This window comes from Tritonibacter multivorans (genome assembly GCF_001458415.1).
Taxonomy (GTDB): domain Bacteria; phylum Pseudomonadota; class Alphaproteobacteria; order Rhodobacterales; family Rhodobacteraceae; genus Epibacterium; species Epibacterium multivorans.
On sequence record NZ_CYSD01000042.1, the window covers coordinates 193,088 to 206,954 of the forward strand.

12 protein-coding genes are annotated in these 13,867 nt (G+C 61.1%); 2 read left to right on the forward strand and 10 right to left on the reverse strand.

The window, feature by feature from the left end:
- From TRM7557_RS16685 to TRM7557_RS16710, 6 genes are read right to left on the reverse strand one after another with little or no spacing between them, the layout of a single operon-like run.
- Positions 1-387, reverse strand: a complete 387-nt coding sequence (locus TRM7557_RS16685; RefSeq protein ID WP_058291353.1) for a Na+/H+ antiporter subunit G — start codon at positions 385-387, stop codon at positions 1-3.
- A gap of 10 nt (positions 388-397) precedes the next feature.
- Positions 398-667, reverse strand: coding sequence for a K+/H+ antiporter subunit F (locus TRM7557_RS16690; protein WP_058291354.1), 270 nt, complete (start codon positions 665-667; stop codon positions 398-400).
- Positions 664-1,161: a Na+/H+ antiporter subunit E gene (locus tag TRM7557_RS16695; protein WP_058291355.1), complete on the reverse strand. Its 498-nt coding sequence runs from the start codon at positions 1,159-1,161 to the stop codon at positions 664-666. The genes TRM7557_RS16690 and TRM7557_RS16695 overlap by 4 nt, the downstream gene beginning before the upstream one ends.
- Entirely contained in the window at positions 1,161-2,792 is a 1,632-nt protein-coding gene (locus TRM7557_RS16700) for a monovalent cation/H+ antiporter subunit D (protein ID WP_082626641.1), read from the reverse strand. Before TRM7557_RS16700 ends, TRM7557_RS16695 begins: the two co-directional genes overlap by 1 nt.
- Positions 2,789-3,139: a Na+/H+ antiporter subunit C gene (locus tag TRM7557_RS16705; RefSeq protein ID WP_058291356.1), complete on the reverse strand. Its 351-nt coding sequence runs from the start codon at positions 3,137-3,139 to the stop codon at positions 2,789-2,791. The genes TRM7557_RS16700 and TRM7557_RS16705 overlap by 4 nt, the downstream gene beginning before the upstream one ends.
- 2 nt (positions 3,140-3,141) lie before the next feature.
- Positions 3,142-6,000, reverse strand: a complete 2,859-nt coding sequence (locus tag TRM7557_RS16710) for a monovalent cation/H+ antiporter subunit A (protein ID WP_058291357.1) — start codon at positions 5,998-6,000, stop codon at positions 3,142-3,144.
- A gap of 323 nt (positions 6,001-6,323) precedes the next feature.
- Here TRM7557_RS16710 and TRM7557_RS16715 point away from each other — a divergent pair, with 323 nt between their 5' ends.
- Both TRM7557_RS16715 and TRM7557_RS16720 read left to right on the forward strand, forming a co-directional pair.
- Positions 6,324-6,797 carry a rhodanese-like domain-containing protein gene (locus TRM7557_RS16715; RefSeq protein WP_058291358.1) on the forward strand — a complete coding sequence of 158 codons (474 nt, stop codon included), beginning with the start codon at positions 6,324-6,326 and terminating at the stop codon, positions 6,795-6,797.
- Between the two features lie 4 nt (positions 6,798-6,801).
- Positions 6,802-7,641, forward strand: coding sequence for a CE1 family esterase (locus TRM7557_RS16720; protein WP_058291359.1), 840 nt, complete (start codon positions 6,802-6,804; stop codon positions 7,639-7,641).
- Positions 7,642-7,644: 3 nt separating this feature from the next.
- Here the strand turns inward: TRM7557_RS16720 and mdoH are convergent, their stop codons facing one another.
- Genes mdoH through TRM7557_RS16740 form a run of 4 tightly spaced genes read right to left on the reverse strand, consistent with a single transcriptional unit; the run spans position 7,645 to position 13,673 of the window.
- Positions 7,645-9,519 carry a glucans biosynthesis glucosyltransferase MdoH gene (gene mdoH, locus TRM7557_RS16725; RefSeq protein ID WP_058291360.1) on the reverse strand — a complete coding sequence of 625 codons (1,875 nt, stop codon included), beginning with the start codon at positions 9,517-9,519 and terminating at the stop codon, positions 7,645-7,647.
- Complete coding sequence (locus TRM7557_RS16730) at positions 9,519-11,030, reverse strand: OpgD/OpgG family glucan biosynthesis protein (protein WP_058291361.1); 1,512 nt, start codon at positions 11,028-11,030, stop codon at positions 9,519-9,521. The genes mdoH and TRM7557_RS16730 overlap by 1 nt, the downstream gene beginning before the upstream one ends.
- Positions 11,027-12,292 carry an OpgC family protein gene (locus TRM7557_RS16735; RefSeq protein WP_058291362.1) on the reverse strand — a complete coding sequence of 422 codons (1,266 nt, stop codon included), beginning with the start codon at positions 12,290-12,292 and terminating at the stop codon, positions 11,027-11,029. Before TRM7557_RS16735 ends, TRM7557_RS16730 begins: the two co-directional genes overlap by 4 nt.
- Positions 12,293-12,308: 16 nt before the next feature.
- Complete coding sequence (locus TRM7557_RS16740; protein ID WP_058291625.1) at positions 12,309-13,673, reverse strand: tetratricopeptide repeat protein; 1,365 nt, start codon at positions 13,671-13,673, stop codon at positions 12,309-12,311.
- Between the last annotated feature and the right edge of the window lie 194 nt (positions 13,674-13,867).

Sequence of the window (13,867 nt, forward strand, 5' to 3'; positions counted from 1 at the left end):
TTAGCCCTGCTGCTGCGGAGCGTCGCCGTTCTCTTCGGGTTGCATATGCGTTGCCCAGAGGCGGTCTTCGCCGGGGCTGGGCAGGTCTTCCGGTTTGGTGTGGCGGCTGATGTGCACCTTGGCAATGAAATTTGCCGTGACCGGGGCCGTGACCAGCAGGAACATCAAAATCAGCAGCTCGTGGCTGGAGCCGTGGTGATCGTATCCCCAGGAATGGAAGAAAGAGGCCAGCAGAATGGCGCCCACGCCCAAGGTGGAGGTTTTGGTCGGCGCATGCAGCCGTGACACCGGGTCATTGAGCTTCAAAAGCCCAAAAGAGCCCAGCAGCCCAAAGAAGCCGCCCAGCACCGCGAAGACGACAATCAGAATGTCCAGAATCTGTTCCATCATCTTGTCCTCACTCAATAATATTGCCGCGCAGCAGGAAGCGCGCATAAGCCACAGTCGAGATAAACCCAAGCATCGCCATAATCAGCGCCGCCTCAAAGAAGATCTCGGTTCCCAGCGCCACGCCATAGAGCGCGATCAGCGCGATGGCGTTGATGAACATCGTGTCGAGCGCAAGGATCCGGTCCGAGGTTTCCTTGGCAAAGATGATTTTCCAGAGGTTCATCAAAAGCGCCAGTGAAAAGCAGGCATAGGCAAAGCCGTAAGCATATTGGATCATTCGAAGATCTCCTTCAGGCGGGCCTCGTAGCGGGACTTGATCGTGGCGACCTCGGATTCGGGGTCGGGGGCGTGCAGGCAGTGGACCAGCAGCGCGTGGCCTTCGCTGGAGATGTCACAGGTCACGGTGCCCGGCGTCATGGTGATGGTGCCCCCCAGCATGGCGATGGCTTCGGGCGTGCGAATGTCCAGCGGCACGGTGACAAAGGCGGGCTGGCGGCGGCTGTTGGGCATGAACAGAACAATGCGCGCCACGATGAAGTTGGCGACAACAATGTCCCAGAGCACCACCGCCACATAGCCGATCAGGTTCAGCGGTTTCGACAGTTTGGGCCGGTTGGGCCAGAAGGGCTGCGTCACAAAGGGGATCAGCAGACCCAGAAACAGGCCAAACACCAGCGAATTGAGCGAGAAGCGGTTGACCAGCATCAGCCAGGTCACCGTCAGCATCAGGGTCAGGTAAGGGTGCGGCACAAGCCGGTTGAGGATTTTCATCAGTGGCTCTCCTCACTTTGCGCATCCGGTTGCGGATAGGTGTCTTCATTGTGGTCAGCGTGGTGGAACGTGTCGTGCGAATGCGCGTCATTGGGGTCTTCCACCGGGCGATCGCGGTTGGCCAGCACGGTTTCCACATAAGCGCGGCGATCAAACAGATCCGCGGCAGTTGCCTCGGCGTAGCGCATCACCGGACCAGCAGCCACGGTGTACAGGCCCAGCAGACCCAACAGTCCAATGACCGTCACGAAGGTCAATGCCGTGCTGGGGGCCGGATTCGGGGCCTCTGCCACATAATCTTCGGGGGTGTCGAGCCCATGCGATTTCCAGAATATCGCCGTGCCGGCCCGTGCGAGACCCAGGATCGTCACCAGCGAACTGATCAGGATCACAGCCCAGACCCAAGGCGCCAGCGCATGGTCGCGCGCGGCGTCCAGCACCAGCAGCTTGCCCAGGAACCCGGATAGCGGTGGCATGCCCGCCATGGCAATGGCCGCGACAAAGAACAGGGCCGAGATCAGACCGCTGTGCGCCATCACCGGCTTTGCGGTGATCTCTCCGCCCTGACGTTCCATCACCATGTCGGCAATCAGGAACAGCGCGGCAGCGGTGAAGGTCGAGTGAACGATGTAATAGATCGCGGCGGCCGCAGCCTCGGGGGTGAACAGCGAAATTGCGGTCAGCAGCGTGCCCACGGATGTGATCGCGCCAAAGGCTGCCAGATGGCCAATCTCGCGCGAGCCCAGAACCCCAAAGGCACCAATTGCGGCGGTCATCAGGGCGGCGGGTAGCAGCCAGGCCTCCATCAGACCCGCGGCGGCGGGCACGTCTGGGGCAAAGACCAGCGTGTACATCCGCAGGATCGCATAGGCGCCGACCTTGGTCATGATTGCAAACAGGGCGGCCACTGGCAGGGGCGCGTTAGCATAGGATGCGGGCAGCCAGAAATGCAACGGCAGAAGCGCGGCTTTGATCGCAAAGACCAAGAGCAACATAATCGCGCCCACCCGCAGGATCGCGGTGTCGGAGGCGGGCAGTTCCGCCACACGCACCGCAAGGTCGGCCATATTCAGCGTGCCCGTCACCGCATAAAGCGTGCCAAGCGCAAACAGGAACAGCGACGAGCCGATGAGGTTATAGACCACATATTGCACGCCGGCCTGAAACCGTCGGGTGCCACCGCCGTGGATCATCAGGCCATAGGAGGCAATCAGCAGCACCTCGAAGAAGACAAACAGGTTGAAGGCATCGCCGGTCAGAAACGCGCCCATAATGCCCATCAGCTGGAATTGAAACAGCGCGTGGAAGTTCGCGCCGCGTTCGTCCCAGCCGGATCCCATGGCATACAGCACCACGCCCAGACCCAGCACCGCCGTCAGCAGCACCATCAGCGCCGACAGACGGTCCAGCACCAGCACAATGCCAAAGGGCGCCTGCCAGTTGCCAAGCTCGTAGACCTGCACGGTGCCATCCGCCGCCTGCGCGGTCAGCGCCACGGCGATGACCGTCAGCAGCACACAGCTCGCGACAGAGAACACCCGTTGCAGGTCAATGTGATAGCGCAGCGCCATAATGATAAAAGGGGCCACCAATGCGGGCAGCACCACCGGTGCAATCAGGAGATGGTTCATGCGTCCTCTCCTGCCTCAGTCGTATGGGTCATATTGATATTGTCATCCTTGGCGCTGAGGTAGGCCGCAAGTGCGATCATCACCACCACGGCGGTCATGCCGAAAGAGATCACAATTGCGGTCAGCACCAACGCTTGGGGCAGGGGGTCGGCATAGGCGACCTCGGCGTATTTATTGAGGATCGGCGGCGCGCCGGTGACCAGACGGCCGGTGGCGAACAGAAAGATGTTCACCCCATAGGTCAGGAGCGACAGGCCCAGGATCACCGGAAAGGTCCGGCGGCGCAGCATCAGGTAAATGCCCGCTGCGGTCAGAATACCGATGGCGGAAGCGACGAGGAGTTCCATGCTCAGCCCTCATTCTTTTCGTTGGCGGCGAGGTCATCGCGCGCGGGATTGATGTCGATGGCGTGGTCTGTGTCGATGCCCGGCTGCCAGGCAAAGCGCGCAAGGCTCTCAAGCGCCAGGAGCACCGCACCAACCACGGCAAGGAACACGCCAAGGTCAAACAGGGCGGCTGTAGCCAGTTCGAATTCCTTCAGCGGTTCAATGTGCACGTAGCCAAAGTCCGAGGTGAGGAACGGCACATTGTTGAACCACGCGCCAAGGCCCGTGGCGGCAGCGACCAGCACGCCAGATCCGATGATCCCGTGATAAGGGAACCGCTGGCGTTCCGCTGCCCAGCCAAAGCCCGAGGCCATATACTGCATCACCACCGCAATCGCGGCGATCAGACCGGCAATGAAACCACCGCCCGGCAGGTTGTGACCGCGGAAGAAGATATAGGCCGCCACCATCAGCGCCACCGGCATCATCACGCGGGTCACCACCACCATCAGACCGGGGTGGGCGTCGCCTGCCATCAGCATGTCAGGTTTGCGGTTCAGCAGGTACGCGCGCACTTTGGAGGCCAGAACCGCCTCGGTCAGCGCATAGATCACCATCGCGGCAATCCCCAAAACGATGATTTCGCCAAAGGTGTCGAAGCCCCGGAAATCCACCAGGATCACATTCACCATATTGGTGCCGCCGCCGCCCTTGTAGGAATTGGCCGCATGGAAGGCCGAGATGCTCTCGAAAGAGAAATCCCGCATCAGCATGGCATAGGCCAGCGCGGCAATCCCGACACCGGCCGCCACCGCGATCCCGCCATCCCGCAGACGGGTCAGGGGCGGGGTTTCAATCGGTGTGTCCTTGGGCATGAAGTTCAACGCCAGCAGCATGAGGATAATGGTCACCACCTCGACCGAGATCTGCGTCAGCGCAAGGTCGGGTGCCGAGAGATAGTTAAACGACAGCGACACGATGAGACCAACAATCCCGATCAGGATCAGCGACAGGAAACGGTTGCGGTGCAAAAGCAGAATGCAACCCGTCGCAACCACCAGAAGGAGCCAGCCAACCGCCGGCAGCAGCCCGATTTCCATCATCTTGCGGGTAGGAAGCCCAAGCGTGCCCGAAGTATAGGCATGAATGGAAACGGCCAGCGTGAACACCACCATGATCGCCGCATAGCGGGTGATCGCGCCATTGTGCAGACCATCGGTAATCCCGCGCGCCAGATCGGTGACGCGGGCGATGATCCCTTCAAAGATCGCTTTGGCCTCGGGGCGCGGCGCGTCATTCCACGCCCGGTCCAGCCAACGGTGCAACATCAACAGCAGAAGGCCGCCAACGATGGCGCCTGCAGACATATAGAGCGCGGGCGTGAACCCGTGCCACAGTTTCAGGTACACCTTGGGGTGTGCACCTGTAACCGCGTCGGCTGTCACCTGCACCAGCGGCCCAACAACGGGCCCCGAAAACAGGCCAATCACCACCACCAGAACGGTCAGCAGCGCAGGCGAGGCCCACAGCCCAAAGCCCGGATCATGGGGATGGCCGGGGTAATCCTCGCGTTTGGGACCAAGGAAGGTATGGGCGATAAAGCGGAAGGAATAGGCGACCGAGAACAGCGCCGCCAATGTGGCCAGCGCGGGCACCAGCAGATGGCTGCCGTTCCAATCGGTATGAGCTGCGAGCTCCAGCATCATTTCTTTGGACAAGAACCCGTTGAACGGTGGGATACCTGCCATCGACAGTCCTGCCACCAGGGCAATGGTAAAGGTCACCGGCATCAGATGGCGCAGACCGCCCAGACGTTTGATGTCGCGGGTGTGCGCTTCGTGGTCGACAATGCCAGCGGTCATAAACAGCGCCGCCTTGAAGGTGGCGTGGTTGATAATATGAAATACTGCGCCCACCGCTGCGGCCTTGGTGCCAAAGCCAAGAAGCATGGTGATCAGACCCAGATGCGACACGGTGGAGAATGCCAAAAGCGCCTTCAGGTCATCTTTGAACAGGGCAATGACGGCCCCCAAGAGCATGGTCACAAGGCCGGTGGTCGCCACAATGTAGAACCACGCATCGGTGCCCGCCAGCACCGGCCACAGCCGCGCCATCAGGAACAAGCCCGCTTTGACCATAGTGGCAGAGTGCAGATAGGCCGACACCGGCGTCGGCGCAGCCATGGCGTGGGGCAGCCAGAAATGGAACGGGAACTGCGCGGATTTGGTAAAGGCACCCAGCAGGATCAGCAGCAAAGCGGGGAGATAAAGGTCCGAAGACTGGATTGCCTCTTTGTTTTGCAGGATCACAGAGATGTCGTAAGACCCTGCAATGTGTCCCAAGATCAGCATGCCGGCGATCATCGCCAAGCCGCCCATGCCGGTCACGGTCAGCGCCATGCGCGCGCCCTGACGCCCCTCGGGCAGATGTTTCCAAAAACCAATCAGCAGGAAGGACGACAGGGACGTCAGCTCCCAGAAGATCAGCAGCAGCAGGATATTGTCCGAGGTGACAATGCCCACCATCGCGCCCTGAAACAGCAGAAGATAGGTGTAGAAATTGCCCATCGGATCCTGCCGCGACAGGTAGAACCGCGCATAGAGAATGATCAGCAGACCAATGCTAAGGATCAGGGTGGCAAACAGGAACCCAAGGCCATCCAGGAAGAAATTCGCCGACAGCCCCAGCTGCGGCAGCCAGTCAACACGGGCATGGATGACTTCACCGGCAAAAATCGCAGGCGCATGGGTCATCAGGCCAACAAAGGCCAACAGCGACGCAAGCCCCGCCGCAAAGGCGCAGGCATCACGCCCCGCACGGATCAAAAGCCCTGGGAACAGGGCTCCAAGAAAGGGCAAAGCCGCAATCAGGAATAGGGACACGTATTTCTCTCCAAGTCGGGCAACTTCGGGCAAGTTTTATTATTGGGCGGCACGCAGCAGCCGTACTCCGCCGGAATTGTAGATTGGCTTAGCAAATTTCCAGTGTTTGGGGCGATAATCTCGACCGTTTTTCGCAGAAATTCTACCGATTTGGCCCGTTGGTTGCACAAATGCGGCGATTGCTGATGGCAGAGGTCGCTCTGCGATGTCGGGTGCAGGCGCGTTGTGGGGGATAACAGCTGTGATGACGCGATCTTGAAACCACACAGACTGCGGCCAGTGTTAAGGAAGACCCATCTCTTCTTTTCCCGTCGGAGCGGTAAATGACCCATTCCAATACGTCCGGACTGACACGCAGAACCCTTTTTGCTGGCGGCGGCGTTCTTGCCGCGGGGGCTGCGGGCGGCTGGTGGATCTCGCAGCGATACACCCCGCCGCATGACAATACGCGGCTGACTGTCGCAGAGGCCTTTGATCAGGCCGCCAGTGGTCAGGTGCTGTTGGTGGACATTCGCACGCCCGCAGAATGGCGCCGCACAGGACTGCCGCAGGGCGCGGTGCCGCTGGATATGCGTCGTCCGGATTTCACCACTGAACTGTTGCGGCTGACAGGGGGCGTCGCGGATGCGCCCGTGGCGTTGATCTGTGCGGGTGGCGTGCGCTCTGCACGCTTGTCTCTGCGTTTGACCGAGGCTGGGTTCACCCAAATTATTGACGTGCCTGAAGGGATGTTCGGCTCTGCCGCCGGTCCTGGATGGTTGAATTCAAAACTTCCCGTAACCAATTGGCAAGGATAGTTAAATGAAGATTAAGATTGCCGGTGCTATTGCAGGTTTTGCGTCCATGTTTGCCACTGGTTTTGCCACTGGCGCAACCGCGTGCGGCACCGGGGAAACCTGTACCATCGACAGTGGCATCTACGAAATCGCCCTGCCAAAGAACAGCGATGGGGCGCCCGTGGTTGTGTTTCTGCATGGCTATGGTGGGTCAGGCGCAAATGTGATGCGCATGCGCGGTGTGGTCGAGGCCGTGACCGCGCGCGGCTATGCGATGGTCGCGCCTTATGCGCTGCCGCGTCCAAATGGCAACCGGTCCTGGGCGTTCATTTCAGATTTTGGCGAACGGGACGACATGGCGTTCCTGCGCGATGTGGTGCGTGATGCCGCAGGGCGCTTCAATACTGAAGAACAAAACGTTGTTCTTGCAGGATTTTCTGCCGGTGCCTTTATGGTCAACTATGGCGCATGTGCGGATGCGGATGCATTTGCCGCCTATGCGCCCATTGCCGGTGGGTTCTGGCGACCGCAACCGCAAACCTGCGATGGTCCCATTCGCATGTATCATGCGCACGGTTGGAACGACGGTGTTGTGCCCTTGGAGGGGCGCATCCTTGGCGGAGGGCGCTGGGAGCAGGGCGATATCTGGGCCGGGCTCGAACTGTGGCGCGAGGCCAATGGATGTGACACCCATGCGCCGACTATGATGCAGCAAGACGGGGATCTGATGATCCGCAGCTGGGACTGTGGCGCGGGCGCAGAGATCACCTTCGAGCTGTTCCCCGGCGGCCATCAGGTGCCCCGAGGCTGGGCGGACCGAATGCTCGATTGGTACCAGGCTGATCCGGGCCGCCCAGAGGGCTGAGTTTTATTCAGCGGGGTGGGCTGGTCCTGCCCCGCTCAGCACTTGCGCGACCCAGCCGCGATAATGCTGCGCGGCGCGGGAGATTTGCGGCGCATTCAGATCTTCGGCGGTGCCCATCAGCCGTAAACGCAGACCAGAGAGGGCCGACAGCGGCACGGCAAGCACCAGCGACAAGGCAATTGGCGCCAGCCAGAGCGACACCAGCCCCAGACCCACACCAATCGCCAGCGCCACGCCGACCACCGTTTCCAGACCGTGGAATTTCGCCAGCGTGCCCCAGCTATAAGCGCCGCCATCGCGCATCTGCGGGGCCCAGCCTTTTTGCAGACCAAGGACGGTGCGGAACACGGCGATCATCTGCTGCACCATCAGGATCGGTGCATACAGGATCGCCAGAAGGATCTCGGTTGTCATCGACAGAAGGAACCGGCCAAGCCCGCCGAATTCGGCCATCTTGCGCCCCGTCAGGGGCAGGGCAACCACAGACAGCAGCTTGGGCGCCAGCAGCATCGCGTAAATCAGCAGCACCACCGCCACGTGGCGCGGCTCGCTCATGTCTGGCCATGACGGACGGGTGGGGTTGGCTTCGGAAAAATAGGTGATGACCGAGGCCTCCTCGGAGCGGCCAATCAGCGCCCAGATCACCAGCAGGGCAAACCACAGGGGCGCCATCAGATAGCCGATCGCCCCATGGGCCAGATGGAACCGCGACATAGCGTGAAAGCCGCGCGCACCGAGCAGCTGCAGGTGCTGCAGATTGCCCTGACACCAGCGCCGGTCGCGCTGCACATGGTCGATCAGAGTTGCGGGGGTTTCCTCGTAGGATCCGCGAATGCGGGGCAGGAAGCGCACGCGCCATCCGGCCCGGCGCAGAAGACCCGCCTCGACAAAATCGTGGCTCATGATCAGCTGCGGCTTGCCGCGCAGATTGCGCACCTCGGGCAGGCCTGCACAGGCGGCAAAGGCCTTGGTGCGGATGATCGCATTGTGGCCCCAGTAATTGCCTTCATGCCCTGCCCAACGGGCAAGCCCTTCGGCCAGCGCAAGGCCGTAGACGCCATTGGCAAACTGCTGCATGCGGCCAAAAACAGATTGCGCACCAATGAGTTGCGGGAAGCTTTGGATAAGCCCGGCCGACGGGTCACGGGCCAGCGCATTCGTAAGACGGCGGATCGCACGACCGGTCATCAGACTGTCGGCATCCAGCACCAGCATGGCCTCGTAATTGCCCCCCCAGCGGCGCACCCAGTCGCTGATATTGCCGACTTTGCGTGCGGTATTGTCGTCGCGACGCCGGTAATACAAGGCGATGTCCGGGCACATGTCAGCGCGCAGCGCCTCAACCGCGATGCGTTCCTGCTGCGCGATGGACTCATCGCGGGTATCCGACAGAATGAACATCTCGAACGTGTGGCCGCCACTGCGCGCGCGCAGTTCTTCCAGCATGGAGCGCGCATTGCCCAGCACAAAAGACGGCAGCTCGTTGTAGGTCGGTACCAAAAGCGCCACGCGCATTGGTGTGCGGGGGCCACGTTCCGGTGTCCAGTCCCGGCGGGACAGGCCAAACAGCCCCAGCAGCACAGTCGACACCGTGAAGGTGATCCAGAAGAAGTTGAACGCGATCAGCGCCAGCAGAACCCCTTCGAGCACCGTGGTGCCCCCTTGGGCAAACCAGCCCGAGATCACCAAGGCCAGCGCCAGCGTCGCCAGCATTGCGGGTGAAAACGTCAGGACACGCCACAAGCCGGCCTGCCGAGATTGGCCGCAATCGCTGATCCGTGCCGGGGCATCTGCGTCATGGAAATCGCGGGCGAAATCCTGCTCTGGCATGGCCAGCGGTGCGTCAGGGGGCAATAGGGGGCGCGGGTCAGGCAACATCAGACAGTCCACCTATAAAGCCACACTTCAGAGGCCGCCGCGCCGTCGCGGCGCAGCTGGGCGCGCAGCTCCACATGGGTTTTCTCGCCCGGATCAAAATAGAATGCCAGCCGCAGACCACCGGTTTCCGGGTTGCGCTGCAGGACACCTTCGCTGACCTCCGCGTGGGGCGAAGAGATATGGATGGCGTAATCTTCGGGATCCCCCTCCAGCAGCGGGTGGGCGGCATATTCCACCGTGACAATGCGACCCTCGCCGCCAAAGATCCGCGCGCCGCTGGTGGTTTCCACCACTTTGGAAAGGCCAAGATCCGGCCCCGGACCCCAGGTGAGGCGATAAGCCAGATCCACCTGTTCGCCCGCCGGATACGGCGTGGCAGGACGCCAGTAGGCGACAATATTGTCGTAGATTTCTTTGTCAGCCGGGATTTCCACCAGCGTCACAGCGCCCTTGCCCCAATGGCCTTTGGGCTCCACCCAGAGCGACGGACGGCGGTGATAAAACGCTTCCATGTCATTAAAATCGCGCAGCTCGCTGGCGCGTTGCACCAGACCAAAGCCCGCCGGGTTTTCATCGACAAAGGATGACACCTGCAAATGGGTCGGGTTCGCCAGCGGCCGCCACAGGACCTCGTCATTGCCGTTTTTCACCTGCAGCCCTTCACTGTCGTGGACAGCGGGGCGGAAGTCGTCAAAGCGATTGCGGTTGGTGGCGTCAAACAGGAACATTGATGTCAGCGGCGCAAGGCCTGCGTGGGTCAGATCCTCGCGCGGGAACAATGTCGCTTCGACCTCCATTGTGCAGGGCATGCCGGGCGTGATGTCGAAGCGGTAGGCGCCGGTCACGCTGGGGCTGTCCATCAATGCGTGGACGACCATGTTTTCCTGATCCGGGCCGGGGGCTTCCAGCCAGAAGCTGATGAAATCCGGGAATTCTTCGCCTTCGGGGTCGGCGGTTTTCAGCGCCAGACCACGGGCCGACAGACCATAGGCCTGCCCCGTGGCAATCGCGCGGAAATAGCTTGCGCCCTGGAACACGCAGAACTCGGTCTTTTTGCCATTGCCCTTCAGATCGGTGCGCAGACGGAGGCCCGAATAGCCGAGGCTCGCGTCATCGGACAGCTCGGGCGAGATCTCGTGCGTTTTGAACTTGGAGATGTCAAAAGGCACCAGCCGGTCGACGCCGTCTTCAACCGCGTGGATTTTTACAGGTCGCGGGAAATAAAGACCGGGTAGGAAGAAGTCGACATTGTAGCTGCGGTTGGTGTCGGCCCAGAGCGCGCGCGGCAACATGAAGCGGAAGGACTGGTATTCGTCATAGGACATATCCCGCCAGTCCTGCGGCACCTGATGGCGCGCGCGGTAGGGGCGTTCCGCCAGCGCACGGGCGCGGGCGACCACGTCATCGCGGGTAAAGGGCGTGGTTTCGCCCACGGCCAATGCGGGATGGGCAGCGGTCAGCGACAGGGCCGAGGCGCTCAGAAGGAAGGAACGTCGGGTGAGGGCGCTCATGCTTTGCGTCTCCAGGGATTGGACTTGAACCAGGCTGCGCCATAGGCACAGGCGATAATGAGGGCAAAGCCCGTGAGATTTGCGAAGGGGACGGTCACTGCGGTGCGTCCCATTTCATCCAGCGCGACGCCAATCATGCGGGCAAGCGCCATGGAAAACACAAAAACCGCGAGGCTTTGCTGGCCGACCTTGGTGATAACCGCCAGCAGGCCTGCCCAGATCTTGGCTGCCACGCCCTGACCACGCGCGATCAGGTTCTGGCCATTTTCACCGGCCACAATCCACGCCAGATAGGCCAGTGACAGAAAGTGGACATAGCGCAGCAGGCCAAAGTCCGTTTTCTCGCGCCACTCGGAGGTCAGCGGATAGGTCTTGCGGATCATCGCGCCTAGATCAGCATTGGCCGCCTCAACCCAGAGGAAGACCTTCCACGACCCGAAAGGCGCACCCAGGACAAGGAAGGCCACGGCCAGAGCCGCCAGCGCCCAATGCACCGGAGGCTTTGGCAGCCAGCCCTTCATGAAGGCAAAACCGGTGAAGAACAGCAGCTGCCAGCCAAAGGGGTTGAAGAACCATTCGCGTGCGGACCACGGCTCTGCCGGCAGGCTCAGCCCATTGGGGCCAAGGCCCAGCATATAGGGGTTTGCCACCAGCCATACCGCGACACAGAAGGCGGCGATGGCGCCGACATGGAGTTTCTCCAACGCCATGACAAAGGGCATCAGCCCCAGCACCACCAGATACATCGGCAGAATGTCAAAGTAATTGGGCACATAGGTCAGGGTGAACAGACCCAGCAATTGCTCGGACGTGTTGTTGAAGAAAGGTTTCAGGTTCAGCGACCCGATATAGGACTTGTCAAATGCCCCGCTCAGATCCAGCGCGGCCATACACATGGCGACAAAGAAAAACAGACCGATATGGGCCCAGAACACCTGCCAGCAGCGGAACAGCACACGGGCCGTGCCCATCAGCCAGCCGCCGCGCGCATAAGACCCGCCAAAGGCAATGGCCGACGCCATGCCAGAGCAGAACACAAAGATCTCGGTCGCGTCAGAAAACCCGAACCGCGCAGGGATCCAAGACGTCCAGGCATTGCCCGGCACATGGGCAATCAGAATGATGAACATCGCAATGCCGCGATAGAAATCCAGCCGTGGGTCACGCGGGCGCGACGCAGCGGGTTTCTGCGGCGCAGCCTGTGCATTGGCCGCAGGCGTATCAGCCGCCTTGGGACCGGGGAATGGCGCAATTTCAGCCATTGTGTTTCAAAATTCCTTATTCAGCAGGAACGCTGGTGGCGCTCCCGGAGTCTCGGCCCGTTGCAATCAATGCGCGGCGGGCCGCCGCGTAATTGTCTTCAGCGCCGCCACGCAGCGCGCGTCGATCATCCAGGATGGCTTCGACCGCGCCCCACTGGCCGGCGCGTAGGCCCGCATCAATGGTCATTCGCTCAAAAACATCCCGCTGGGCATGGCTGCCGCCGGCCAGTTGCATCGACTCGCGCACTTGCGACAAGCTCTTGAAAGCTAGGCCATAATCGCCTTCGCCAAAGGCCTCAAGGCCAGAAGCAGCAAGCGCGCCGGGGGTGGCCATTCTTTGCTCAGCTTCGGTGGAAGACCGCTGACCGTCGGCATGGATCCGCGCGACCATACGCTTGGCTTCGGTGTCGCGATCCCGGCCGGCAAGAGCCAGAAGATAGTGCAGATCGGCAAAGATCAGGCTGCCATCTTCGGTGCGGTTGGCACAGAGCTCAGAGAGTTCATCCCAACGGTTGCCGACAGCGTGACCGTCCAGCTCCAGACGCATCAGCAGCGAGGTTGCGTTCGAGATGTCGCGGTAGTCGTCGGTTTTGTCCTTGCGGACTTCCGCATCATACAGCGCCATCACCTCGTCGACCTGACCCAGGTCCAGATGCATCAGCGCCTTGTGCCACCAGACGTGATAGCGGAAGTTGTTGCAATGAGCCCATGCGGCCTCGCGCCCCGTCAGCCATTCCAGACCCGACTTGGCATTGCCCGTCATGTCGTGGACGTGGGCGACCGCATGCAGGCCCCAAGCATCATCCGGAGCAGTCCAAAGCGCCTGACGGCCAGTGACCTCGGCGCGGTCATAATCGCCGGTTTCCTCCAGCGCAAAGGCGTAGCAGCCCAGAAGATACCCATGCGCGGCATGGTCGGTGTCATAGGCAGGCATCACCCGTTCAAGCGAGGCCCGCATGCCAGTGCTGTCGCCAAGGATAAAGCGGATGCCGTGGGACAGTTTCATCGCCAGCGCGTCGGTGGGGCAGGTGGTCAGCACCTCTTCCATACGCGAGATGGCCTCGGACGGGCGGCCGGCCATCCAAGCCTCCAGCGCATCAATATATTTGCGTTCGCGCGGCAGCGCGCCTTCGTAACAGGTTTTGGCGGTCGCAAGCGCCTCTTGTGCCATCGGCAGCAGTTCGCGGCGCCCCAGCATCAGCAGAGACAGGCCTTTGATCGCGTGCGCCAGTGCAAATTCGGGCTCGGCCTCCAGCACCGCGCCCAGATGGGTTGCGGTGTCCGCGCCATGGGCCAAAACTCCAAGCTGGACGGCGTTCCAGTTCTCGAGCGATTTACGCTGGGTGAGGCTGCTGTCCTGTCCGAAAAGGTCATCTGTCATGCTTGGGTCCATCCGCTGGCTAAGCTTAAAAAGTCTTTGTCACCCATAAAGCTAGCCGAGTGTTACAGGTCGGGCGATCCTGCCTCGCGTTTTGGTGAAGTGCCGTGTGCGTTCTTACGCCGACGGTTTGATTTTTTGCGGTAGAACGGGCGGAATGTCGCTGAAATCGCATAAAAACACGCCTCTGCCGCGGG